23 protein-coding genes are annotated in these 22,014 nt (G+C 62.0%); 12 read left to right on the top strand and 11 right to left on the bottom strand.

Going from position 1 to position 22,014, the window contains the following annotated elements; translation table 11 throughout:
• Positions 1-10: 10 nt before the first annotated feature.
• The 3 genes from rpsB to dnaE form a co-directional block, all read right to left on the bottom strand.
• Positions 11-808, bottom strand: coding sequence for a 30S ribosomal protein S2 (rpsB, locus tag ACYQ1P_RS11650; protein WP_460020526.1), 798 nt, complete (start codon positions 806-808; stop codon positions 11-13).
• 243 nt (positions 809-1,051) lie between these two features.
• Positions 1,052-1,333 (bottom strand): hypothetical protein, encoded by a 282-nt coding sequence (locus tag ACYQ1P_RS11645; RefSeq protein WP_460020525.1) that lies wholly within the window; start codon positions 1,331-1,333, stop codon positions 1,052-1,054.
• A gap of 118 nt (positions 1,334-1,451) precedes the next feature.
• Positions 1,452-4,913 carry a DNA polymerase III subunit alpha gene (gene dnaE / locus ACYQ1P_RS11640; RefSeq protein ID WP_460020524.1) on the bottom strand — a complete coding sequence of 1,154 codons (3,462 nt, stop codon included), beginning with the start codon at positions 4,911-4,913 and terminating at the stop codon, positions 1,452-1,454.
• Between the two features lie 115 nt (positions 4,914-5,028).
• On the opposite strand from dnaE, the gene rpiA reads away from it, so the two are divergent.
• Both rpiA and ACYQ1P_RS11630 read left to right on the top strand, forming a co-directional pair.
• A complete protein-coding gene (rpiA, locus tag ACYQ1P_RS11635; RefSeq protein ID WP_460020523.1) occupies positions 5,029-5,712 on the top strand; it encodes a ribose-5-phosphate isomerase RpiA in 684 nt (227 codons plus the stop codon).
• Positions 5,713-5,755: 43 nt separating this feature from the next.
• Positions 5,756-6,322 (top strand): SiaB family protein kinase, encoded by a 567-nt coding sequence (locus tag ACYQ1P_RS11630; protein ID WP_460020522.1) that lies wholly within the window; start codon positions 5,756-5,758, stop codon positions 6,320-6,322.
• 79 nt (positions 6,323-6,401) lie between these two features.
• On the opposite strand, the gene ACYQ1P_RS11625 is transcribed toward ACYQ1P_RS11630, so the two are convergent.
• From ACYQ1P_RS11625 to ACYQ1P_RS11615, 3 genes are all read right to left on the bottom strand, one after another.
• Positions 6,402-7,109 (bottom strand): cytochrome c, encoded by a 708-nt coding sequence (locus tag ACYQ1P_RS11625; protein WP_460020521.1) that lies wholly within the window; start codon positions 7,107-7,109, stop codon positions 6,402-6,404.
• Positions 7,110-7,205: 96 nt separating this feature from the next.
• Positions 7,206-7,571 carry a flagellar biosynthesis regulator FlaF gene (locus tag ACYQ1P_RS11620; RefSeq protein WP_460020520.1) on the bottom strand — a complete coding sequence of 122 codons (366 nt, stop codon included), beginning with the start codon at positions 7,569-7,571 and terminating at the stop codon, positions 7,206-7,208.
• Positions 7,568-8,419, bottom strand: a complete 852-nt coding sequence (locus ACYQ1P_RS11615; RefSeq protein ID WP_460020519.1) for a flagellin N-terminal helical domain-containing protein — start codon at positions 8,417-8,419, stop codon at positions 7,568-7,570. The genes ACYQ1P_RS11620 and ACYQ1P_RS11615 overlap by 4 nt, the downstream gene beginning before the upstream one ends.
• A gap of 241 nt (positions 8,420-8,660) precedes the next feature.
• On the opposite strand from ACYQ1P_RS11615, the gene ACYQ1P_RS11610 reads away from it, so the two are divergent.
• Both ACYQ1P_RS11610 and ACYQ1P_RS11605 read left to right on the top strand, forming a co-directional pair.
• Entirely contained in the window at positions 8,661-9,128 is a 468-nt protein-coding gene (locus ACYQ1P_RS11610; RefSeq protein ID WP_460020518.1) for a hypothetical protein, read from the top strand.
• A 230-nt stretch (positions 9,129-9,358) separates the two neighbouring features.
• Complete coding sequence (locus ACYQ1P_RS11605; RefSeq protein ID WP_460020517.1) at positions 9,359-10,699, top strand: (Fe-S)-binding protein; 1,341 nt, start codon at positions 9,359-9,361, stop codon at positions 10,697-10,699.
• On the opposite strand, the gene mltG is transcribed toward ACYQ1P_RS11605, so the two are convergent.
• The 5 genes from mltG to fabD all read right to left on the bottom strand — a co-directional run bounded on the left by mltG (position 10,662) and on the right by fabD (position 15,146).
• The gene (gene mltG / locus ACYQ1P_RS11600; protein WP_460020516.1) at positions 10,662-11,642 is read right to left on the bottom strand and encodes an endolytic transglycosylase MltG; all 981 of its coding nucleotides are present in this window, start codon (positions 11,640-11,642) and stop codon (positions 10,662-10,664) included. The two genes, ACYQ1P_RS11605 and mltG, sit on opposite strands and share 38 nt — an antisense overlap.
• An 18-nt stretch (positions 11,643-11,660) precedes the next feature.
• Complete coding sequence (fabF, locus tag ACYQ1P_RS11595) at positions 11,661-12,920, bottom strand: beta-ketoacyl-ACP synthase II (protein WP_460020515.1); 1,260 nt, start codon at positions 12,918-12,920, stop codon at positions 11,661-11,663.
• Between the two features lie 33 nt (positions 12,921-12,953).
• Positions 12,954-13,190: an acyl carrier protein gene (locus tag ACYQ1P_RS11590; protein ID WP_460020514.1), complete on the bottom strand. Its 237-nt coding sequence runs from the start codon at positions 13,188-13,190 to the stop codon at positions 12,954-12,956.
• A gap of 163 nt (positions 13,191-13,353) precedes the next feature.
• Entirely contained in the window at positions 13,354-14,091 is a 738-nt protein-coding gene (gene fabG, locus ACYQ1P_RS11585; protein WP_460020513.1) for a 3-oxoacyl-[acyl-carrier-protein] reductase, read from the bottom strand.
• Positions 14,092-14,204: 113 nt separating this feature from the next.
• Positions 14,205-15,146: an ACP S-malonyltransferase gene (gene fabD / locus ACYQ1P_RS11580; RefSeq protein WP_460020512.1), complete on the bottom strand. Its 942-nt coding sequence runs from the start codon at positions 15,144-15,146 to the stop codon at positions 14,205-14,207.
• 238 nt (positions 15,147-15,384) lie between these two features.
• Between fabD and rpsF the strand changes: the two genes are divergently transcribed.
• The 8 genes from rpsF to ACYQ1P_RS11540 all read left to right on the top strand — a co-directional run bounded on the left by rpsF (position 15,385) and on the right by ACYQ1P_RS11540 (position 22,012).
• The gene (gene rpsF / locus ACYQ1P_RS11575) at positions 15,385-15,846 is read left to right on the top strand and encodes a 30S ribosomal protein S6 (protein WP_460020511.1); all 462 of its coding nucleotides are present in this window, start codon (positions 15,385-15,387) and stop codon (positions 15,844-15,846) included.
• The gene (gene rpsR / locus ACYQ1P_RS11570) at positions 15,846-16,085 is read left to right on the top strand and encodes a 30S ribosomal protein S18 (protein WP_460020510.1); all 240 of its coding nucleotides are present in this window, start codon (positions 15,846-15,848) and stop codon (positions 16,083-16,085) included. Before rpsF ends, rpsR begins: the two co-directional genes overlap by 1 nt.
• A gap of 26 nt (positions 16,086-16,111) precedes the next feature.
• Entirely contained in the window at positions 16,112-17,050 is a 939-nt protein-coding gene (locus tag ACYQ1P_RS11565) for a DUF2232 domain-containing protein (RefSeq protein WP_460020509.1), read from the top strand.
• A 4-nt stretch (positions 17,051-17,054) separates the two neighbouring features.
• Complete coding sequence (gene rplI / locus ACYQ1P_RS11560; protein WP_460020508.1) at positions 17,055-17,678, top strand: 50S ribosomal protein L9; 624 nt, start codon at positions 17,055-17,057, stop codon at positions 17,676-17,678.
• A gap of 147 nt (positions 17,679-17,825) precedes the next feature.
• Positions 17,826-19,343, top strand: a complete 1,518-nt coding sequence (locus tag ACYQ1P_RS11555; protein ID WP_460020507.1) for a replicative DNA helicase — start codon at positions 17,826-17,828, stop codon at positions 19,341-19,343.
• A 4-nt stretch (positions 19,344-19,347) separates the two neighbouring features.
• Positions 19,348-20,466 carry an alanine racemase gene (gene alr, locus ACYQ1P_RS11550; protein ID WP_460020506.1) on the top strand — a complete coding sequence of 373 codons (1,119 nt, stop codon included), beginning with the start codon at positions 19,348-19,350 and terminating at the stop codon, positions 20,464-20,466.
• The gene (locus ACYQ1P_RS11545) at positions 20,463-21,239 is read left to right on the top strand and encodes an MlaE family ABC transporter permease (protein WP_460020505.1); all 777 of its coding nucleotides are present in this window, start codon (positions 20,463-20,465) and stop codon (positions 21,237-21,239) included. Before alr ends, ACYQ1P_RS11545 begins: the two co-directional genes overlap by 4 nt.
• On the top strand, positions 21,236-22,012 hold the full coding sequence (locus tag ACYQ1P_RS11540; protein ID WP_460020504.1) for an ABC transporter ATP-binding protein: 777 nt from the start codon (positions 21,236-21,238) through the stop codon (positions 22,010-22,012). The genes ACYQ1P_RS11545 and ACYQ1P_RS11540 overlap by 4 nt, the downstream gene beginning before the upstream one ends.
• Positions 22,013-22,014 lie beyond the last annotated feature (2 nt).

The raw sequence follows: 22,014 nt of genomic DNA, 5'->3' as shown, positions 1-22,014 counted from the left end.
AAGGAGATGATCAGGCGTCCGGAGCCGCCTCGACCGGCGCGGCCTCAGCGGGCAGAGCCTCGGGCAGCACCTCGTCGGGCACGACTTCCATCTCGCCCAGATCCTCGCCGCTGGCGGCCATTTCGGCCTGGATGCCGCCGATGGCCGAACCGGCGATCAGGTCGCAGTACATGGTGATGGCGCGCACCGCGTCGTCATTGCCCGGGATCGGATAGGTGATGCCGTCGGGATTGCTGTTGCTATCCACCACCGCAGCCACCGGAATGCCCAGCTTGTTGGCTTCCGCCACGGCCAGGGCTTCCTTGTTGGTGTCGATGATGAACAGGATGTCCGGCAGGCCGCCCATGTCCTTGATGCCGCCCAGGGAGCGATCCAGTTTTTCGCGCTCGCGGGTCAGGCCGAGGATTTCCTTCTTGGTCAGGCCGGTCTGATCCTCGCCGAGGCGGGATTCCAGTTCCTTGAGGCGCTTGATGGAGACCGAAATGGTGTTCCAGTTGGTCATCATGCCGCCGAGCCAACGATGGTTGACGTAGTATTGACCGCACTTGCCCGCCGCTTCGGCGACCCGCTCGCTGGCCTGGCGCTTGGTGCCGACGAACAGCACCCGGCCGCCGCCGGCCACAGCGGTTTGCACCGCTTCCATGGCCCGATGCAGCATGGGCATGGTCTGACGCATGTCGATGATGTGAATATTATTGCGGGAGCCGAAGATAAACGGCTCCATTTTCGGGTTCCAACGGCGGCAGCTATGGCCGAAGTGAACACCCGCCTCGACGAGTTGACGCATGGTGAAGCTGGGAAGCGACATCTTTCAATTTCCTTTTCCGGTTAAGCCTCCGCGGACGAGAGTTCCCCCATGGGAACACCGGAGCGACAAAACGGCGAATTTGCGCCGCCGCCGCGAGTCCGCGTGCGAAGTGGGCGCAGGTCTACGCGCCCTCCTCCCGGAAATCAAGGGAAAATCCGCTTCCAGCACGCCAACCCCGGAAAAGCCCCCTCAAGCCAGCGGATCAAGAAGGCCAGGGTCCGGCCCAGCAATGGCGCGTCCAACTCAGTGCCTGGACTGCCCGGCTTCGATCCGGCGTTCCCAATAGGCGCTCCCACTGTCGCGCTGATGGGTGCGGCGCATTTCGTCCGTTCGGCAGGACACATCGTAGCCGTGGGCGGCCTCCGTCCAGGTCACGACGTCCAGTTCCTGACAAAACTCCCGCATCGCCGCGCCGATGGCATCCAAGTCATCGATTCCACTGGGAATGATGTACGTTTTGATGATGGAACGCTCGGCATGCCCATCAGAGTTCACATCACGCCAGAATTGTACGCGTGTATTCATACCACACCTCCAACGATTTCGTTTTTATCGGATTAAAGACCAAAATTAATAATATATCATTTACGAATTCTTGGCAACCCGGTTGTTTGATTTAAGGTTCTACTTTGATGCAACCAAATCAAACCTCGACCACCTCAATCACCCCGTCCAGGAAGGTCAAAGACTGCACCAGGGTCGGCGACACCGCGTAGCGGTCGGGCAGGCGCACTTCGACCTCCGTTTGGTCTTCCAGGCGCGACAAAAGACGAATCTCGCCACGCCCCCTTTTCTCTCCGGCCAGAAGGTCGCGCAGTCCGGGCAGGGCTTCGGGCCGGTCCAGGCGCAGGGTCAGACCGGCGTCGGTCTCTCCGGCCACCTTGTCCAGCAGTTCCACCGAACTGGCGGTCAGCCGCAGGCGGTCGTTGTCGAACTCCGCCGCCGCCCGGATGAACAGAGAGGTGCCGGTTTCCAGCAGGTCGCGGGACTGGGCCAGTTGCTCCGAGAACAGGGTGATCTCATAGGCCCCCGAGGCGTCTGACAGGGAGACGAAGGCGAAGCGGTTGCCCTTGGCCGACACCCGCTCCTTCTTGGCGACCACCGTCCCGGCCAACTTCACCGCCCCCGAGCGCCCGGATTCCAGAAGCTCGGCGGAGGCCACCACATGCAGCCGCTTCAGAGCCTGTTTGTAGGCATCCAGGGGATGGGCCGAGAGATAGAAGCCGATGGCGTCGAACTCTTCCTTCAGCTTCTCCATGGGACGCCATTCGGCCACCTCGGGCAGTTTCGGGCGATTGGATTGCAGACCCGCATCGCCAAACATGCCCATCTGATTGCTGTTGCGTTCCGCCGTCGCCATGCTGGCATGGGCGATCAACGCCTCCAACCCCTTGAACAGCCGCTGTCGGTTACGCTCCAGGCCGTCGAAGGCCCCGGCGCGCACCATGTTTTCCAACTGCCGCTTGTTGATCGCCTTGCTGTCCAGGCGGTCGAAAAAATCGTGCAGGTCCTTGAACGGGCCATGGGCACGCCGTTCCTCGACGATGGTCCGCACCGCCTCCGCCCCGACATTCTTGATCGCCGCCAGGGCATAGCGTACCGCCGCCCCGCCCTGACCGTCGCGCTCCACCGAGAAGGTCACCTCCGAGCGGTTGACGTCAGGCTGCCGCACCTCGATCTTCAGCCGCGCCAGTTCCTGACGAAAGGCGTTGAGCTTATCCGTGTTGTTCATGTCCAGGGTCATGGAGGCGGCCATGAACTCGGTCGGATGGTTGGCCTTCAGATAGGCGGTCTGATAGGCGACCAGGGCATAGGCGGCGGCGTGGGACTTGTTGAAGCCGTAGGAAGCGAACTTGGCCACCAGATCGAAAATCTCCGAGGCCTTTTTCTCCGGCACCCCCTTGGCTACCGCGCCGTCGACAAAAATCTTGCGCTGCTTCTCCATCTCCTCGGCGATTTTCTTGCCCATGGCCCGGCGCAGCAGGTCGGCGCCGCCGAGGCTGTAGCCGGCCAGTTCCTGGGCAATCTGCATCACCTGTTCCTGATAGATGATGATGCCGTAGGTTTCCTTGAGGATACCCTCCAGAGTCGGATAGAGATAATCCGGCTCCTCCGCCCCATGCTTGCGGCGGATGTAGCTGGGGATATTGTCCATCGGCCCCGGGCGGTACAGGGCCACCACGGCGATGATGTCCTCCAGGGTATCGGGCTTCATGTTCTTCAGCACATCGCGCATCCCTGCGCTTTCCAACTGGAACACACCCTGACTTTCGGCCCGGCCCAGCAATTCGAAGGTCGTTCGGTCATCCAGCGGGATGGTCGACAGATCCACCGTCACCCCTTTGTCAGCAATCAGCTTCACCGCCGTAGCCAGTACAGTCAGGGTCTTCAGGCCGAGAAAGTCGAACTTCACCAGCCCGGCGCTTTCGACGAACTTCATGTTGAACTGGGTGACCGGCATGTCGGAGCGCGGATCGCGGTACAGGGGCACCAGTTCATCCAACGGTCGATCACCGATGACCACCCCCGCCGCATGGGTAGAGGCATGACGGTACAACCCTTCGAGCTTCAGCGCCTTCTCGGTCAGGCTGCGTACCGTCGGATCATCGTCAATCATTTCCTGTAGTTGTGGCTCGTCCTTAATAGCCTGCGCGAGAGGGACGGGCTTGCCCGGCGGGTTGGGCACCAGCTTGGTGATGCGGTCCACCTGACCGTAGGGCATCTCCAGCACCCGACCCACATCGCGCAGCACGGCGCGCGCCTGAAGCTTTCCAAAGGTGATGATCTGGGCCACATGGTCATAGCCGTATTTCTTCTGCACGTAGCGGATCACCTCGTCCCGCCGGTCCTGACAGAAGTCGATGTCGAAGTCGGGCATGGACACGCGCTCGGGATTAAGGAAGCGTTCAAAGAGCAACCCGAAGCGCAAGGGGTCCAAATCGGTGATGGTCAGCGCCCAGGCGACCACCGAACCGGCCCCCGATCCACGCCCCGGACCGACTGGAATATCATGGGCTTTCGCCCATTTGATAAAGTCCGACACGATGAGAAAATAGCCCGGAAAGCCCATCTGCGCGATGACGTCCAACTCATAGTCCAGACGCTCCCGATAGGGTTTCGCCACCCGCTCCCGCTCGTCGTCGGACATGGCCGGACCGTAGACGCCGGTCCATAGACGCTTGTCGAGCCCGGCAATGGATTGGGCACGCAGTTCGTCGGCCTCGCCCCGTCCTTCGCCGCAGTCGTAGGGCGGCAGGATCGGGTCGATCTTTTCCACCATCACCGCGCAGCGGCGGGCAATGACCAGCGTATTATCGACCGCCTCCGGCAAATCGGCGAACAAAGCGCGCATTTCCGACGCCGACTTGAAGCGATGCTCCGGGGTCAGCCGCCGCCGCTCGCTCTGTGAAACATAGGCCCCGGCAGCCACGCAGAGCAGCGCGTCGTGCGCGTCGTACATGGACTCGTCGGCAAAAAAGGCTTCGTTGGTGGCAACCAGCGGCAGACCCTGGGCATAGGCCAGATCGACCAACGGCCCCTCGATCTGTTTCTCCACAGCCAGGCCGTGGCGTTGAAGTTCTACATAAAGTCTATCATGGAATATTTTGTTTAACCTGGAAAGATACTCTTCGGCCTTATCGTTCTGTCCCTCGGACAGCAGCCGCCCCACCGGCCCAGCCGGCCCCCCCGTCAGACAGATCAATCCGCCATTCAGCGCTTCCAGGGACTCCCAGGTAACATGCGGGTCGTCTCCCGGATCGGTGTCCAGAAAAGCCCTGCTGACCAGTTTCAGCAGATGGTGATAGCCGACCCTGTTCTGGCACAGCAGCACCAGCGAATCCGGCGGTGGGGTCAGCCCCCCCTTGCCGGGCGTCCCGTCGCTGCGGGCGAGTCCCAACTGACAGCCGATGATCGGCTGCACCCCGGCCCCGGCCATGGCCCCGGAAAACTCCATCGCCCCGAACAGGTTGTTGGTGTCGGTGACGGCCACGGCGGGCATGTCGTGAGCCTGACAGAGCTTGGCCAGATCCTTGACCCTGATCGCCCCCTCGGAGAGCGAATAGGCGGTATGGACGCGCAGATGGACAAAATCGGCATGGGTCATGGGGAGAGGATTCCATGCGCAGCCGATTCCCGCCATGCCCGTTTTTCCTTTTCCACAAGAAATCCGGGGGCTAGACTCCCAGGAATTCAAAAAATTTCGAGCGGGGGATTCGATCATGAGCGAACAACAGAACACCGAAAAGAAACTGGCCGGACAAGCCGCGGCGGCATTGGTGCAGGATGGCATGCTGGTCGGCCTGGGCACCGGATCGACAGTCAATTATTTCCTGCATTCTCTGGGATTGCGGGTCAAAGACGGGCTTAAGATCAAGGGCCTGCCGACCTCGGAACGCACTGCCGCCCTGTGCCATGAATTGGGTATTGAATTGATCGACTTCGCCTCGGTGGACAAGCTCGACATGGCCATCGACGGGGCCGACGAAATCGACGGCGACTTCCAGATGATCAAGGGCGGCGGCGGTGCCTTGCTGCGTGAAAAGGTCGTCGCCTCGGCGGCCGATCATGTGGTGATCATGGTCGATGCCTCCAAACGGGTCAAAACCCTGGGCCAGTTTCCGCTGCCGGTGGAAATCATCAAGTTCGGTCATCAGCAGGTGGAGCGCCGCATCCAGGAAATGGGCATCCCCTACGCCATGCGTCTGGTCGAGGGGCAGCCCTATGTGACCGACAACGGCAACTACATCCTGGATTGCCAGATGGACTCCATCACCGATCCCCGCGCCCTCAACGCGCAACTGAACGGCATTACCGGGGTGGTTGATAACGGCCTGTTCATCGACCTCTGTCACACCCTGGTGGTGGCCACCGGCGATCAGGTGGAGACCCTGCCGAAACCGTGAGCGGCGGTGCCGGGACGCCTGAAGAGCAGTTAGGAATACGGTTATGTCGATCCGAAAAACACTGAAGAACAAGGAAATCTGGTTCCTGTTCGAGGGCTTCCTGACGGAAGACATCTTGTCTGGCACGTCCAATGCGCTGAAAATGCGTTTGTCTTGTGACGACGTCGCGCCCGCGGTGGCCAAGATCACCTTCCACGTTTTCGTAGAATTGGCCCAGAACATCATGCGCTATTCGGACAAGCATGAGTTCATCGAGTCCCTCTGGGGGGCAGAAGACCTCAAATTCGGCACGATCGTTGTCGGACGAGGTAAAGACACGATCGTGGTCGCCTCCGAAAACCAAATCCAAAATGAAAAGGTGGAGTCCCTCCGCAGCCATCTTGACACCATATGCGGGCTGGATGCGGAAGGCCGGAAAAAGCTCTACAAGGAAACCCTCAGAGGCAACACACCTGAACAAAGCAAGGGCGCTGCGGTCGGTTTCATCGACATCGCCCGCAACAGACTGACGAGCTTCAATTACGTTTTCTACGAAATTGACGACAGCTATTCCCGCTTCGTCTTCGAGATCAATATCGACACCTCGGGTACGGCCCCACAAGCCCTATAGCGCCTTTCGCGGCAGCAGGGTCGGCCACAGGCCGCCCTCTGCGCCGCTTGGGGTCACGCCCGCCGTGGAAAGACGCCGCTCACCACCCCTGCGGGATGCGGAACGTTTCGTGGCACTGGGTGCAGGCGCGGATCAGGTTGCCGAAGGCCTCGACCGTCTCTTCGGTGAAGGTCTCTTCGGTGAAGGTCTCCTCGCGAATGTCCCGGGTCGGACGGACCGGACGCGGCGGCTGCGGACGCCAGGGCGGTCCCATGGTGCGCGGATCGCGGGGACGATAGGCCGTTCCCGTCTTCGCCTCCTCCGGGCTCGGCCGCTCGGCCAGCTTGTCGGCCAGATCACCGGCACGGACTTTCAGGTTCTCCGCAAAGGCCTTGAAGTCGTCGAACTTCTCCCAGATCAGCGGCAGGCTGCGCGACTGCCGGGTCAGACTGCCGGGCTTGTAGAGGGACCACAGGTTCTCCCCGGCCCCGGCCTCGACTTCGCGCGCCATTTTGGTGGCTTCCCTGCGGTCGATGTGCCGCTGGCCGTCTAAAATCAGTTTCAGTTGCCGCATCTGGTCACTGTGGTCGCGCATCAGGTTTTGCCGTTCATGGGTCAAACGGGACGCCTCGCGGCTCGGCGGTTGGGCAGGCCCGCGATAGCCGTATCCCGGTCCGCTCGGTCCATAACCGTATCCGGGACCGCCCCAGGGCGCCCCCCAATACTGGGCCTGCGCCGAACCGGCAAGGAGCGCTCCCATCCCCAGAGTCGCCGCGACGGCCAGCATCTTGAATCCAAAATGTTTCATGACATTCCCCCTCGCTGTGGGTTCTCCCTTTCCGGGGACACATCTCCCCAGGCCCCGGAAACCGGGCGGATTATACCATAAATGAGGGCAGGCCCGTCACCCCTCGCGGCGGGCCAGGGTGCGGTTGACGGCGATCATTTCGTCGAGCCGCGCCGCCGCAGGATTGCTTGCCGCCCGCTGGTTTTCCTGATCCATGAAGTCACAGAGTTCCAGCAGATCCCGCCGCAAATCCTCCGACAGCGGACAGCCCGCCGCCGAAAGGTCGGCCTGAAAAATGGTCCAGAGCTTGTGATTGAAGCGTAGCGCCTCGGCCAGATCCCCCCGGCCATGGCGTGCCTGATCAAGCAACCGGGCCGCCTTGACCAGGGCTTCGGATTCGGCCCGCGAGCGGATTTGTGGTCCTCGGGCCGCCTTGGCATAGGCCGCCCGGGCCGCATGCAAGGCGTGGGAAGAGGAAATCATCCGCCTGCCTGGGTCACCAGATCGACAATCAAATTCTGGGAACGGGCCGCGATGCGCTGCCCCTCGATGGCCAGTCCGTCGAGCGCCTGGGTGGCCTGTAACGCGGCGGCGCTCTCGTAGGGATCGCTGGCCGTCAGCCGGTCGGCCCCGGTCTGCGTCACATCGGCCAGATCCTGATTGAAGCGGCTCCGAACCTCAAGGATTCCGGCATTGATGCCGATGGCCGAGGCACTGGCCTGAAGGGTACTTCCGGCACTCTGCACGGCACTCAGGGCGGCATCAATATCGGTCTGGGTGGCGAAATTGTTATAGTCCGTGGTCGCCGAGCCGAGTCCCAGGGACGCCGCATCGCTGGGCCGCCCCTGCACCGTCAGTTCAGGCCCCGGTGCCGGACTGACCGAGACCCGCAAATCATCCGCCGGAATACTCAGCAGGTTGGTTCCCCGATAGGACGTGTCGGCGACCAGATTGTCCAACTGAGACGCCACCTGATCGAACTGCCGAGCCAATTCGGCCCGCTGTTCGGCGCTGCTGGCATCCTGCGCCGCCAGGGCCAGTCCCTGCAACTGGTCGGACAGCCGTCCGGCGGCATCCAGCCCGGCCTGGGTGGCCTGCAATGTCTGGATGGCCTGTTCCGTATTGGACTTGGTCTCCAGCAAGCGGCTCACCTGGGCTTGCAGCGCCTTGGCCTGATAGAAGTCCTGGATGTCGTCGCGGCGCAGTTGAGCCCGTTCATCCTGGCGCAAACGCAAGGACGCGCGATCCCGGGCTCTTTCCAGAGAGATCCGATCCAGCGTGGCCTGCCGAAAGGCAGTCACATCGGCAATGGCGGACAGGGGCGTGGCCATGTTTCCTCAACGGTCACTTGCAAGGTTGGACCATTGTAGCACTTTCCGCGCCTCTGGAAAATTGATCGTCGTCACAGGTTATCGAATGCCTCGAAACTATTTCGCTTTCGCCAAAAGAAAGGGGTTTTCAACGGCAAAAAATTCCATACACTTCATCCCAGGTAATATTTGGACCCTCGATACCCGGACAACAACGGCGAATCGGGTTTTTTATTTCGACTGAGTGCAAGGGATTGCAAAAATGATCATCAAGGAAACAGGGCTGAAATTGTTTTCCGGAGAAAGTGTCGTCATCAAAGGTCCGGCGGATGTGAGCGTCATTCCCGGCAAGGCCGTTGCCGCCACCAAGGGTGCCGCCGCCAAAACCGGGGCGACCCAGATGGGGCTGGCCAAGGCTGGCGGAACGACCATGGCCGCCAAGGCCGGAGGCGCCAAGGTGGCCGGGACGACCGGCACCAAGGCCGCCGCCGCCGCCGCCGCGGGGAGCAAGGCTGCTGCGGCCGGGACAATTTGGAACGGCACCGGCTGGAGCCTCGGTCTGGGTCTCGGCCTGGGGGCCTGGGGTCCGGTGTTGCTGGTCGCCGGGGGTCTTGGGGGATATGCAGTGTATCGCGGCTACAGGGCCCACAGCCTCGGCAAGCGGGCCAAGGAACTGGCCGAACAGGCCCGTCGGGCGGCCAATCCGTTCCGCGCCTTCCGTCGCGGCTGACCCCGCGCCATTGACAAAAAACCCGGCCCCTGCGAAGGGAGCCGGGTTTTTTTGCGCTCAGCATGACGGCTTGGTTTCTGTCGGCTATGCGACAGACCAACGGGACCAATTGCCTCATATTTCGACCACATAAATTTCAATAAGCAATATAAACAATGAGTTGCGCTAACGGCGCGGTTCTTGCGTAGAACGACTCATGATCCTTTTCAGGATGCGAAAGGCATGAGCGATTGAGCACCTTTGACTTTGGACAAAATGCGCCGGGATTTGGTTTTGCCTCCTTCTCCGAGGACGCCGAACCCCTGGCCGGGCCGTACATCCCAGAGGCCCGCGACTGCATGAGTTGTGGCATGTGCCTGCGTCGTTGCCCCACTTATCAGGTCAGACGTGAGGAACCCTACAGTCCTCGCGGTCGCATTCGTATGATCGAGAGGGTGCTCAGAAAGAACCAGGTTCTTGACGCGGAGGCGATGGAGGCTTTGATGGCCTGCACCCTTTGCCGATCTTGTGAAACGGCATGTCCGTCGAAGATGGCCTATGGTGATCTTTACCGCCAGACGTTGGAAGCCCTCGCGAATAGGCCGAGGCAGGGGCGGACGATCCGGGTGATGTTGGGTGCGGTGGCGGAAGGGCGAACCGCGCAGCGCGGGCTGAATGCCCTGCTCCGCTTCTACCAAAAGAGCAAAATGCAGCGTGCGATCAGGCGGCTGTCGATTCCGCCGATGATGCGGAACCTGCGCAGGCTGGAATCCCTCCTGCCCGCAGCACAGGTAGGCCCTCCCGTCCCGCCCTTCAATCCAGCGATTGCCCCCGAGTGCCGGGGAGAAGTGGCGCTGTTCACCGGCTGTATCGCCCATGTTTTGGATACCGAAACCCATGGTGCGACGATCAACCTGTTGACAGCCCTGGGCTATGATGTGTGCGTTCCCGAGGCGCAAACCTGTTGCGGTGCCCTGTATGCTCATAACGGAGACTTCGAGCGCGCCCGATCCTGTGCCCGGAAGAACAGAGCCGCCTTTTCCGGGCTCGGGGTCGAGTCGATGATTTACAATTCGAGTGGCTGCGGGGCCTTCCTGAGCGAGTATGAGGGCCTATTGAACGCGGACCCGCCAGGGGACGGAATGGGACCGCCGATGCGCGATATCATGGATTTTCTGGTCGGAAATGATGGATTTCGCCACGTGACGTTCCGGGAAATGAAGGCACGGGTTGCCGTGCACGAGCCGTGCAGTCAGCGCAACGTCTTGAAAAACAGTCATCTTGTTTATGAGCTGTTGGCGCGGATTCCCGGGCTTGAGGTTGTCCCTCTGCCCGGCAATGACATGTGCTGCGGGGCAGGCGGCACGAAGATGCTGACACATCCCGAACTCGCGTCGCCCCCCCGGGACGAGAAGGTGCAGGCCCTCCTCGACAGCAAGGCCGACCTGCTGATCAGCACCAATCTCTCCTGTGCGCTGCATCTGTCCAGTGGCTGCCGCGACGTCGGACATGAGATTCCGGTTTTGCATCCGGTTGCACTTCTGGCCCGGCAGATTAATTTCCCGCCGCTTTCTGGAGGCGCCGCCACTTGACCACGTTCTTGTTGTGCTCGGTCAGGGTGCGGGCAAAGCTGTGGCCGCCCTGCCCGTCGGCCACAAAATACAGATCCTGCGTCCGCGCCGGGTGCACGGCGGCCTCCAGCGAGGCTCGTCCGGGGTTGCAAATGGGGCCGGGCGGCAACCCCTTGATCACATAGGTATTATACGGCGTCTGGGATTGCAGGTCGGCGCGCGTCAGGGGGCGCCCCAGGGGCACGCCGGGGGACAGTCCGTAGGACACGGTGGGGTCCGATTGCAGGCGCATCCCCTTGCGCAGACGATTGACGAAAACGGCGGCCACCCGGACGCGCTCCCCAACCAGCCCGGTTTCCTTCTCGATCAGCGAGGCGAGGATCAAGGCCTCCTCCGGGGTTTTCAGGGGCAGGCCTTCCGCACGACCGGCCCAGACCTCGGCCAGCGCCTCGCGCATGGCCTGACGCATGCGTTCCACCACGTCGGCCCGTTGGTCCCCGTAGGAAAAATAATAGGTCTCGGGCAACAGATCCCCCTCCGCCACCCGATGGGGCAGAGGACCGAGCAACCCCTCCACCGCCGCCAACTGATCGAGCACCGAATCGCTGGTCAGTCCCTCGGCGATGGTGAACCGGCGGGCCAGGGTCTTGCCCTGGCGCAGGATATCCAGCACGTCGCGGATGCTGGCCGAAGCCGGAATGAGATATTCCCCGGCCCGCAGGCCCTGCCCGTCGCCGGTCAGCCGGACGGCGACCTGAAACACCTGGGGATTGTTGAGGATACCCAAATCTTGTAACTGTCGCGCGATGGCGGCCACGCCGGAGCCCTTGGCAATCAGGATCGTGCGATCCGACGACAGGGGGCCCGGCTCGACGAAGCGGGCATACCCCCAGGCGTAGAGGCCACCAAACGCGGCGCCGACCATCATCAATAATGTGAGGAAAATGAGGATCAGGCGCCCCATGCTGCCTGACCCCCTGACTTAATCGACGGCCTTGAGAACCAGCGACGCATTGGTGCCGCCGAAACCAAAGGAATTGGACAAGGCGGCCCGAATAGGACGTTCCATGGCCTGCTTGGCCGCCAGATCCAGATCGCAACTGTCCGACGGATTATCCAGATTCAGGGTTGGCGGAGCCACCTGATCGCGAATCGCCAGAACGGAGAAGATCGCTTCCACCGCCCCGGCCGCGCCGAGCAGATGCCCGATCGCCGATTTGGTCGAAGACATGGTCAGATCATAGGCCGCCGCCCCAAACAGACGCTTCACCGCGCCCAGTTCGATTTCATCGCCGAGCGGCGTCGAGGTTCCATGGGCGTTGATGTAATCAATATCCTCGGGGTTCATCCCGGCTCGCTTCAGGGCCGCCTGCATGGAGCGGAAACCGCCATTGCCATCGGCTGCCGGGGCGGTGATGTGATGGGCATCGCCGGACATGCCGTAGCCGACCACCTCGGCATAGATCTTGGCCCCGCGCTTCTTGGCGTGCTCGTATTCTTCGAGCACCACCATGCCCGCGCCTTCGCCCATGACAAAGCCGTCGCGGTCCTTGTCCCAGGGACGCGAGGCCCGCACCGGGTCGTCGTTGAAGCCGGTGGACAGCGCCTTGGCGGCGGCAAAACCAGCCACACCCAAGCGACAGACCGCCGCTTCCGTACCGCCCGCGACCATGACTTCGGCATCTTCCCACATGATCATGCGGGCCGCGTCGCCGATGGCGTGCGCGCCGGTGGAACAGGCCGTCACCACCGCATGGTTCGGTCCCTTGAACCCATATTTGATGGATACATGGCCGGACACCAGATTGATCAGACTGGCCGGAATGAAGAATGGGCTCAGACGGCGGGGATTGGTCTCCACCGTCAAGGCGCCCTTGGCGATTTCCGGCAGGCCGCCGATCCCGGAACCGATCAACACGCCGGTCCGTTCCCGATCGGCCTCGTTCTCAGGCATCCATCCGGAATCCTGCACCGCCTGCATGGCCGCTGCGATGCCATAGATGATGAAATCATCCATGCGCCGCTGATCCTTGGGCGGAATCCAGTCGGTGGAAATGAAAGCGCCCTCGACGGACTCGTCGGTCGGCACCTGGCCGGCAATTTTCGCCGCCAGGTCCGAAACGTCGAAGTTGGTGATTTTGCCCAGACCGGACTCGCCCGCAAGCAGACGGTTCCAGGTCAGTTCAACCCCGCACCCCAGAGGGGTAACGAGACCGAGTCCGGTGATGACGACGCGTCTCATGGCAGACCTTGATGAGTCATCCAGCGCCCCGAATTAGGAGGCGTTGGCTTCGATGAAATCAATGGCATCCTTCACGGTCAGGATCTTTTCCGCCGCATCGTCAGGGATTTCGCAGCCGAATTCCTCTTCGAAGGCCATGACCAGCTCGACGGTATCGAGGCTGTCGGCGCCCAGATCGTCAATGAAGCTGGAGGTATCGGTCACCTTGGATTCTTCGACGCCCAGGTGCTCAATGACAATTTTCTTCACGCGCTCAGCAGTGTCACTCATGCTCGTTATCCCTCGGATTGCTTGGTCGTATCAAAAAAACTAAAGGTATCCTGGGGATACCACCCCTTACCCCCCAATTTCTGGGCCTTTTTCTGGGCCTTTCGGCGTTTGGTATCATACTTTATCCGGCAAGGCTAGCATCCTATCGCCGTCCGAAAAAGCATCATATCATCGCCATTCCGCCATTCACATGCAAGGTCTGACCGGTCACATAGGCGGCCTCGTCGCTGACCAAATAAACCACGGCGGCGGCGATTTCCGCCACATCCCCCATGCGTCCGGCGGGAATGGCCGACAACAGCTTGTCCTTTTGCGCCTCGGGCAGGCCGTCGGTCATCGCCGAAACGATGAACCCAGGGGCCACGCAGTTGGCGGTGATCCCCCGCGACGCCACTTCCTGGGCCAGCGACTTGGTCATGCCGATCATGCCCGCCTTGGAGGCGGCATAGTTGGTCTGCCCCGGATTGCCGGTGGTGCCGACGATGGAGGTGATACCGACGATGCGTCCCCAGCGCCGTTTCATCATCCCCTTCAGGCAGGCCCGGGACAGCCGGAACGCGGCGCTCAGATTGACATCGAGCACCGTCTGCCAGTCGTCGTCCTTCATCCGCATGGCCAGATTGTCGCGGGTCATCCCGGCGTTGTTGATCAGGATATCCACCTGTCCCAGCACCGCCTCCGCATCCTTGATCAAGGCTTCGGCTCCGGCAGAATCGGAGAGATCAGCAGGCACCGCGAACGCCCCCTCGCCCAGTTCAGCGGCCAGGCGATCCAGGGACTCCCGGTTGCGGCCCGACAGCGCGACCCGCGCTCCGGCCTGATGCAGGGCCCGGGCAATGGCCCCGCCGATGCCCCCCGAGGCCCCGGTCACCAGGGCGGTTTTTCCCGTCAATTGGAACATATTCATTTCCCCATTCATGGCACACCAGGAGTCTCATCCACATCCTTCGACAAGCTCAGGATGAGGTGGTGTTGTGTTGCTCCTTATCCTGAGCCTGTCGAAGGATGAGCCAGTTACAGATTCTGCAAAAAAGTCTCGATATCGGTCGGTGTGCCCACCGATTGGCCCGACAACGCCTTGTCGATGCGCTTGGCCAGACCGCCCAGCACCTTGCCACTGCCCAGTTCGACCAGTTCGGTGACCCCCTCGGCCTTCATGGTCAGCACGCTTTCCCGCCAGCGCACCGCGCCGGTGACCTGCTCGACCAGCAACCGGCGGATCTCCTCCGGGTCGGTTACCCGGGCGGCGGTCACATTGGCCACCAGGGGCACTTTCGGCGCGGCGATGTTGACCCCGGCCAGCGCCTCGGCCATGGCCTCGGCAGCCGGCTGCATGAGGGCGCAATGGAACGGCGCGCTCACCGGCAACAGCACGGCCCGCTTGGCGCCACGCTCCTTGGCGATGACCAAAGCCCGCTCCACCGCCGCCTTGGCCCCGCTGACCACCACCTGACCGGGGGCATTGTCGTTGGCCGCTGTGCAGACCTCACCTTGGGCCGCCGCCTCGGCCACTTCGCGGGCCGTTTCCAGGTCCAGACCGAGCAGGGCCGCCATCGCTCCCAGCCCCACCGGCACCGCCTTTTGCATGGCCTCACCGCGAATCCGCAATAGCCGCGCCGTATCGGCCAGATCGAACGCCCCGACGGCGGCCAGAGCCGAATATTCGCCAAGGGAATGACCGGCGACCAGAGAACAGGATTGCGCCAAATCCAGGCCGCCGTCCTTTTCCAGCACCCGCGCCACCGCCAGACTGACCGCCATCAGGGCCGGTTGGGCGTTGGTGGTGAGCACCAGTTGATCCTCCGGCCCCTCGAACATCAGGCCAGACAGATTCTGAGACAGCGCCTCATCCACCTGTTGAAAGACATGGCGAGCGGTCTCGAAGGAATCGGCCAGATCTTTGCCCATGCCGACGGCCTGGGAGCCCTGTCCGGGAAATACGAATGCGCGTGACATGACAGCCGTCGCCCCTGTTGTTGAAAAAACATTTCGCCCTTGCGATAAGGGAAGGACGTTCTTAGCGGCTGCGATGCGTCGGATCAAGCGTCGGAATGGCAAAAAATCCCGCCAAAATTCTTGCACACCCCTTTGAAATGTGTATAGTCCCGGCCTTCAGTCTTCCTGCCGGGATGGCCCGGCTATGCCCTTTTGTGACTGAATAGGGCTGAGAGAAGCCATAGGGAGAAGTCAGAGTATGTCGTTTTATGAATGCGTGTTCATTGCACGCCAGGATATTTCCACACCCCAGGTCGATGCCTTGGCCGATGCCTTCACCACGGTCCTCACGGACAATGGGGGCGAGGTCAAAAAGCGCGAGTATTGGGGCCTGCGGGGTCTGGCCTACAAGATCAAGAAGAATCGCAAGGGCCATTATGTGATGTTCAACATTGATGCCCCGGCTTCCGCCGTTCTCGAAATGGAACGCCAGATGCAGCTCAATGAAGATGTGCTGCGCTTCTTGACCCTGCGCATGGATGAACTGGAGGAAGGCCCCTCCGTGATCATGCAGAACAAGGACCGTGGCGACCGCCCGGACCGTCCGCGCCGTGATCGGGATGACCGCCCGGATCGCCCGCGCCGCGATGATCGCCCGCGCCGCGATGACCGGCCGCGCGAATTTGGCGACAGCGCATCGACCAGTGAAGGAGCCGAATGATGAGCAAACCTGCCCCCCGTCGGCCGTTCTTCCGTCGTCGCAAGAACTGCCCGTTCACCGGTGAAGGCGCGCCGAAGATTGATTACAAAGACATTCGTCTGCTGGGCCGCTTCATTTCCGAGCGTGGTAAGATCGTACCCAGCCGGATCACCGCCGTGTCCGGCAAGAAGCAACGCGAGTTGGCCCGTGCCATCAAGCGTGCCCGTTACCTGGGACTACTGCCGTACGTGCTGAAGTAGGACCGGAACCCGGAGCCGGGGCCAATATGTCGAAGGAGACTCTAACAGCCGTCGCGGCTGGTGCCTTCAGTGGCGTTTTGGCCTTGAGTTGGGTCAGCGGCAATCCGATTGGTATGCTGCTGACCTATGTGGCCCCCCTGCCCCTGTATTGGGTCGGGTTGTCCCGCGGAGCCGGGGCACTTCTGGTGGCCTGTTTGGCCGGTTTGGCGATTTCGGTCCTGTTGCTGGGCCTGTTGCCGGGCATGGTATACGCTTTGGTGCATGCGGCACCGGCCCTGATGGTGGTCCGGTTTGCCTTGATGCACCGCCCGGACGAACAGTCCGGCACGCTTTGGTATCCGGCCGGACATGTGATCGTCTGGTTGAGTTTGATGACGGCGGCCATGTTTGTGGTCATGTCCGCCTTCCTCCTGAGTTCCGGGGTCGTCCTGAGCCAGGGGATCGAAAAGATGTTGACGGAGTTGCTGTCCCCGCTTCTCGCCGCCGCTCCGGTGGCGGAAAGAGAAGACTGGATCGCGACCCTGGTGGCCGTGTTTCCCGGGCTGGTTGGCACCTCCTGGGTGATCATGGTGGTGGCCAATGCGGCTGCGGCGCAGGCCCTGGTGGCGCGCGCCGGTCGCAACAAAAGGCCATCGCCGACGTTCGCCGGGCTCACCGTGCCCCAATGGGCGCCGGTGCCGTTGGTCGTGGTGGCCGCCTTGACTTTGGCCAGCAGCGGCGAGTTGGAGTATCTGGGCCGGAATTTGGTGATTATCCTGTCCGTGCCGTCGTTTTTCATGGGTCTTGCCGTGGTGCATACCCTGGTGTCCCGGTTCCCGCTCCCGATGCTGGTCCTGGGGGTGTTTTATGTGTTCGTGGTTCTTGTCGCCTGGTTCATGGCTGCAGTCGCCGCGATTGGTTTTGTCGAGCAATTGATCGGCCTCCGTCAGCGGTTGACGGGTCCCGGTCAGCGCACGGGAGAGTAAGGTTATGGAAGTCATTCTGCTGGAACGCGTAGAGAAACTGGGTCAGATGGGCGATGTGGTCGCCGTCAAGCCGGGCTACGCCCGTAATTATCTGCTGCCGCAGAAAAAGGCGTTGAGAGCCACGGCAGCCAACAAAACCATTTTCGACACCCAGAAGGCCCAGTTGGAGGCCGAGAACCTGCATCGGCGTCAGGAAGCCGAAGCGGTGGCCGAAAAGATGGTCGATGTCTCGGTGGTCATCCTGCGTCAGGCGGGCGAGGCCGGGCAGCTCTACGGATCGGCCAACAGCCGCGACGTGGCCGCCGCCCTCACCGAGGACGGCTACACCGTCAACCGGACCCAGGTCGAACTGGCCGCCCCGATCAAGACCGTTGGGTTGCATGAGGTGATTGTCCGTCTGCACCCGGAAGTCTCCCTGACCGTCACCGTCAACGTGGCCCGCTCGGCGGAAGAGGCGGCCATCCAGATGGAAACCGGCAAGGCCGTCACCGGGGCTGACGACGACGAGGAAAACACCGACCTGCCGCCCATGGGCTACAACGAGGACGCGCCCTTCGGGGACGACGATCACGATCACGAGGACGTGGCAGAGGAAGCGCCCGACGAGACCGAGGAACCCTCGGCCTAAGGGTCCCTTTTTACCCCACTCGAATAGCGGCGCGTTCTTTGGAGCGCGCCGTTTTTTATCGAGTTATCCCCAATGTTCACAGGCCCGGGAGAAGATCGGACAAGCCGACACTGGGGTCGGCTTGCGGAGACCTGTAAGGTCCCGCCCATGGACCATTATCCCGACGATCCCGGCCCTTCGGAGCCCTACGATTCTCCGCCCTCCCCTTCGGAGTCCCTGCGGTCCGATCCGGGCAGGCAGCAGGCCTTTCGCGCCCCGCCGCGCAATTACGAAGCCGAAAAAGCCCTGCTGGGAGCCATTTTCGCCAACAACAAGGCCTATGAGCGGGTTTCGGAATTTCTGAAGCCCGAGCATTTCGCCGACCCAATCAACGGCTTGGTCTACGACGCCATTTCCCTGCTCGTCGAGCGGGGGCAAATTGCCGATCCGGTGACCCTGCGCAGCTACTTTGAACAGAACAAGTCGCTGGCCGACGTGGGCGGCACCCGTTATCTGGCCGAACTGGCCGATTCGGCGGTGACCATCATCAATGCCGGGGAATACGGTCGCATCATCTACGATCTGTTTCTCAAACGGGAATTGATCAATCTGGGGGAAGAGGTGGTCAATTCGGCCTTTGATTCGGACGTCGGCGAATCGGCCAACAGCCAAATCGAGGCGGCGGAACAGCAACTCTACAATCTCGCCACGTCCGGTGAGACCGAGGGCGGCTTCAAGCCGTTCAAGGACTCGGTCATCGGAGCCCTGGGGGCCGCCGAAGCGGCGCACAAGCGGACCAGCGGTCTGGCCGGTTGCACCACCGGCCTGCGCGATTTGGACAAGATGCTCGGCGGCCTGCACGAGTCCGACCTGCTGATTCTCGCCGGTCGCCCCTCCATGGGCAAGACCGCCCTGGCCACCAACATCGCCTATAACGCCGCCTATTCCCATGTCCGCAGCCAGGGCGATGAAGGAGCTGTGGTCGGGTTCTTCTCGCTGGAAATGAGCGCCGAGCAGTTGGCGGCCCGCATCATCTCCCAGGAGGTGCAGATTTCCTCCGACCGGATGCGCAAGGGCGAACTATCCAACGATGAGTTCACCCGTCTGGTCTCGGCCAGTCAGGCGCTCTATCAGTTGCCGTTTTTTATCGACGATACCCCGGCCCTGACCGTCTCAGCATTACGCACCCGCGCCCGGCGATTGAAACGCCAACACGGTCTGAGCCTGATCGTGGTCGATTACCTGCAACTGCTGTCCGGGGCCGGTCGGCGCAACGAAAACCGGGTGCAGGAACTGTCGGAAATCACCCGCGGCCTGAAGACCCTGGCCAAGGAATTGAGCGTTCCGGTGATCGCTCTGTCGCAGCTCTCGCGCGCCGTGGAACAACGGGACCCGCCGCGCCCGCAATTGTCGGATCTACGCGAATCGGGCTCCATCGAACAGGATGCCGACGTGGTCATGTTCATCTACCGGGCCGAATACTACATGGAGCGCAAACGCCCCGACATGGACGATCCGGAGAAGGTCGCCAAGTGGGAGGAACGGCTCGATAAGGTGCGCAATCTGGCCGATATCATCATCGCCAAGCAGCGTCACGGCCCGGTCGGCGACGTGACCTTGCAGTTCACCGGACAGTTTACCCGTTTCGGCGATCTGGACACCACGCACGGCGGCGGTTACGAATAGGTCCATGGGAAAAGCCGACGCCCGCGCCAATGCCATTCTGACCATCGACCTGCGGGCGCTGGCCGATAACTGGCGGCTGCTTCGCGACCGGGTGGCCCCGGCGGACTGTGGGGCGGTGGTCAAGGCGGATGCCTACGGATTGGGTATCGGACCGGTCTCCAAGGCCCTGTGGGAAGCCGGATGCCGCCGCTTTTTCGTCGCCCAGATCGACGAGGCGCTGACCCTGCGCAAGCGGCTGCCGGAAGCCGAGATCCATGTGCTCAACGGCCTGCTGCCGGGCACCGCCGCCGAATTCCATGCCCGCAACCTGATTCCGGTGCTCAACGACCTGGGCCAGATCGAGGCCTGGCGCAAGCATGTGGGTGATCCTCCCCTGCCATGTGATATCCACATTGATACCGGCATGTCGCGCCTCGGCCTGCCCGCCGACGAACTGCAACGGCTGATCGAGGCGCCGACCCTGGCGCGCGGCCTGAAACCCCGCCTGATCATGAGCCATCTGGCCTGCGCCGACAGCCCCAATCACCGGCTGAACGCCGCCCAACAGGAAGAATTCACCAGCGCCCGCAAACGGCTGGCCCAGGCTGGACTGAGCGGCGACGGATCGCTGGCCAATTCATCGGGCATTTTTCTAGGCCCCGCCTTTCATTTCCAGACGGTGCGACCCGGGGTCGCGCTGTATGGCGTCAATCCGACCCCGGACGATCCCAATCCGATGGCGCAAGTTGTTCGGCTGCAAGGAAAAATCCTTCAGGTGCGGACAATTGACACCCCCCGGACGGTTGGATATGGTGCCACCCATCGTGTCTGGGGTCCGTCTCGCATTGCCACCGTCGGCGTCGGCTACGCGGATGGCTTCCTTCGAACCATCGGCAACAAGGGCACAGCTTACATAGAGGACCACCGAGCCCCGGTGGTGGGACGCATTTCCATGGATTTGACCACTCTCGACGTGACCGCAATTCCCGTCTCCCTGAGCGAGCCCGGCTGTCTGGTCGATCTGATCGGACCGCACAATCCGGTGGACAGCTTGGCCACGGCGGCAGGCACCGTCGGTTATGAGATCCTCACCGGTTTGGGGACGCGCTATCATCGGGTCTACCTGGAGGGTGCCAGCGCATGATCAATCCGCTCCGCCCCATCGGACGCGCCTCGCTGGCCACCCTGGCCACCGCCGGACGGCTGACCCTGTTCACCGGCGAGGCGCTGTCCCATTGCGTGCGCCCACATTTCTACATGCACAACATTCTGCGGGCGATCATCGAGATCGGCTACTTCTCGCTGCCGGTGGTCGGCCTGACGGCGCTGTTCGCGGGCATGGTGCTGGCCCTGCAAAGCTATACCGGGTTCGCCCGCTTTTCCGCCGAGGGGGCCGTCGCCAATGTGGTGGTGCTGTCGCTGACCCGCGAACTGGGGCCGGTGCTGGCCGGGCTGATGGTCGCCGGACGCATTGGCGCGTCCATGGCCGCCGAGATCGGGACCATGCGCGTCACTGAGCAAATCGACGCCCTGACCACCCTGTCCACCAATCCGATGAAATACCTGGTCGCGCCGCGCCTGATTGCCGGCATCACCATGCTGCCGTTTCTGGTGTTCGTGGCCGATATCGTCGGCGTGTTCGGCGGCTATCTGGTGGCCGTCTACAAGCTTGGCTTCAATCCCTCCAACTACCTGCAAAGCACCTGGGACTTCCTGGAAGTGCAGGACGTGGTCTCGGGGCTGGTCAAGGCTGGGGTGTTCGGCTTTCTGTGCACCCTGATGGGCTGCTATCATGGGTACAATTCGAAAGGCGGCGCACAGGGGGTCGGCACCGCGACCACCAATGCAGTGGTTTCCGCCTCCATTCTCATCCTCTGTTTCGACTATATCCTGACGGAGATCTTTTTCGCCTCATGACCGATCAGCCGCTCAAAATCCGCATGCGAGACGTCCACAAGGCCTTTGGCGACAAGAAGGTCCTGCAAGGGCTCGACCTGGACGTGGGAGTCGGTGAGAGCGTTGTCGTCATCGGCGGTTCGGGCACCGGCAAATCGGTCACCCTGAAGTCGATCCTCGGCATGCTGTGGCCCGACCGGGGCAGCATCCAGGTGGATGGCGAAGAGGTGGTCGGCCTGCGCGGTCGCGCCCGCGAGCGAATCAACCGCAAGTTCGGCATGCTGTTCCAGGGCGGCGCCTTGTTCGACTCCCTGCCGGTTTGGGAAAATGTTACCTTCGGGTTGCTGGCCGAGCACCGCTGTTCCCGCCACGACGCCCGCGACGTGGCGGTCGAGAAGCTGGCCCTGGTCGGTCTCGATGCCAAGGTGGCGAGTCTTTATCCGGCCGAACTGTCCGGCGGCATGCAGAAGCGGGTCGGATTGGCCCGGGCCATCGCCACCGATCCGGAGATTATCTTTTTCGACGAGCCGACCACCGGGCTTGATCCGATCATGGCCGACGTGATCAACAATCTGATCGTCAAGGTCACCCGCGAGATGGGGGCCACCGCCCTGTCCATCACCCACGACATGGCCAGCGCCCGCAAGATCGCCAACCGCATCGCCATGCTCTATGAGGGCCGCATCATCTGGGCCGGGCCGACCGAGGAAATCGACACCTCGGGCAACGAATATGTGGATCAGTTCATTCACGGGCGCGCCGAGGGGCCGATTCAGATGGCGGTGCGCAAATGACC

The organism is Magnetospira thiophila (genome assembly GCF_054657015.1).
Note: the sequence above shows the minus strand (reverse complement) of the source record. Positions and strands in the feature narration are given on the sequence as shown.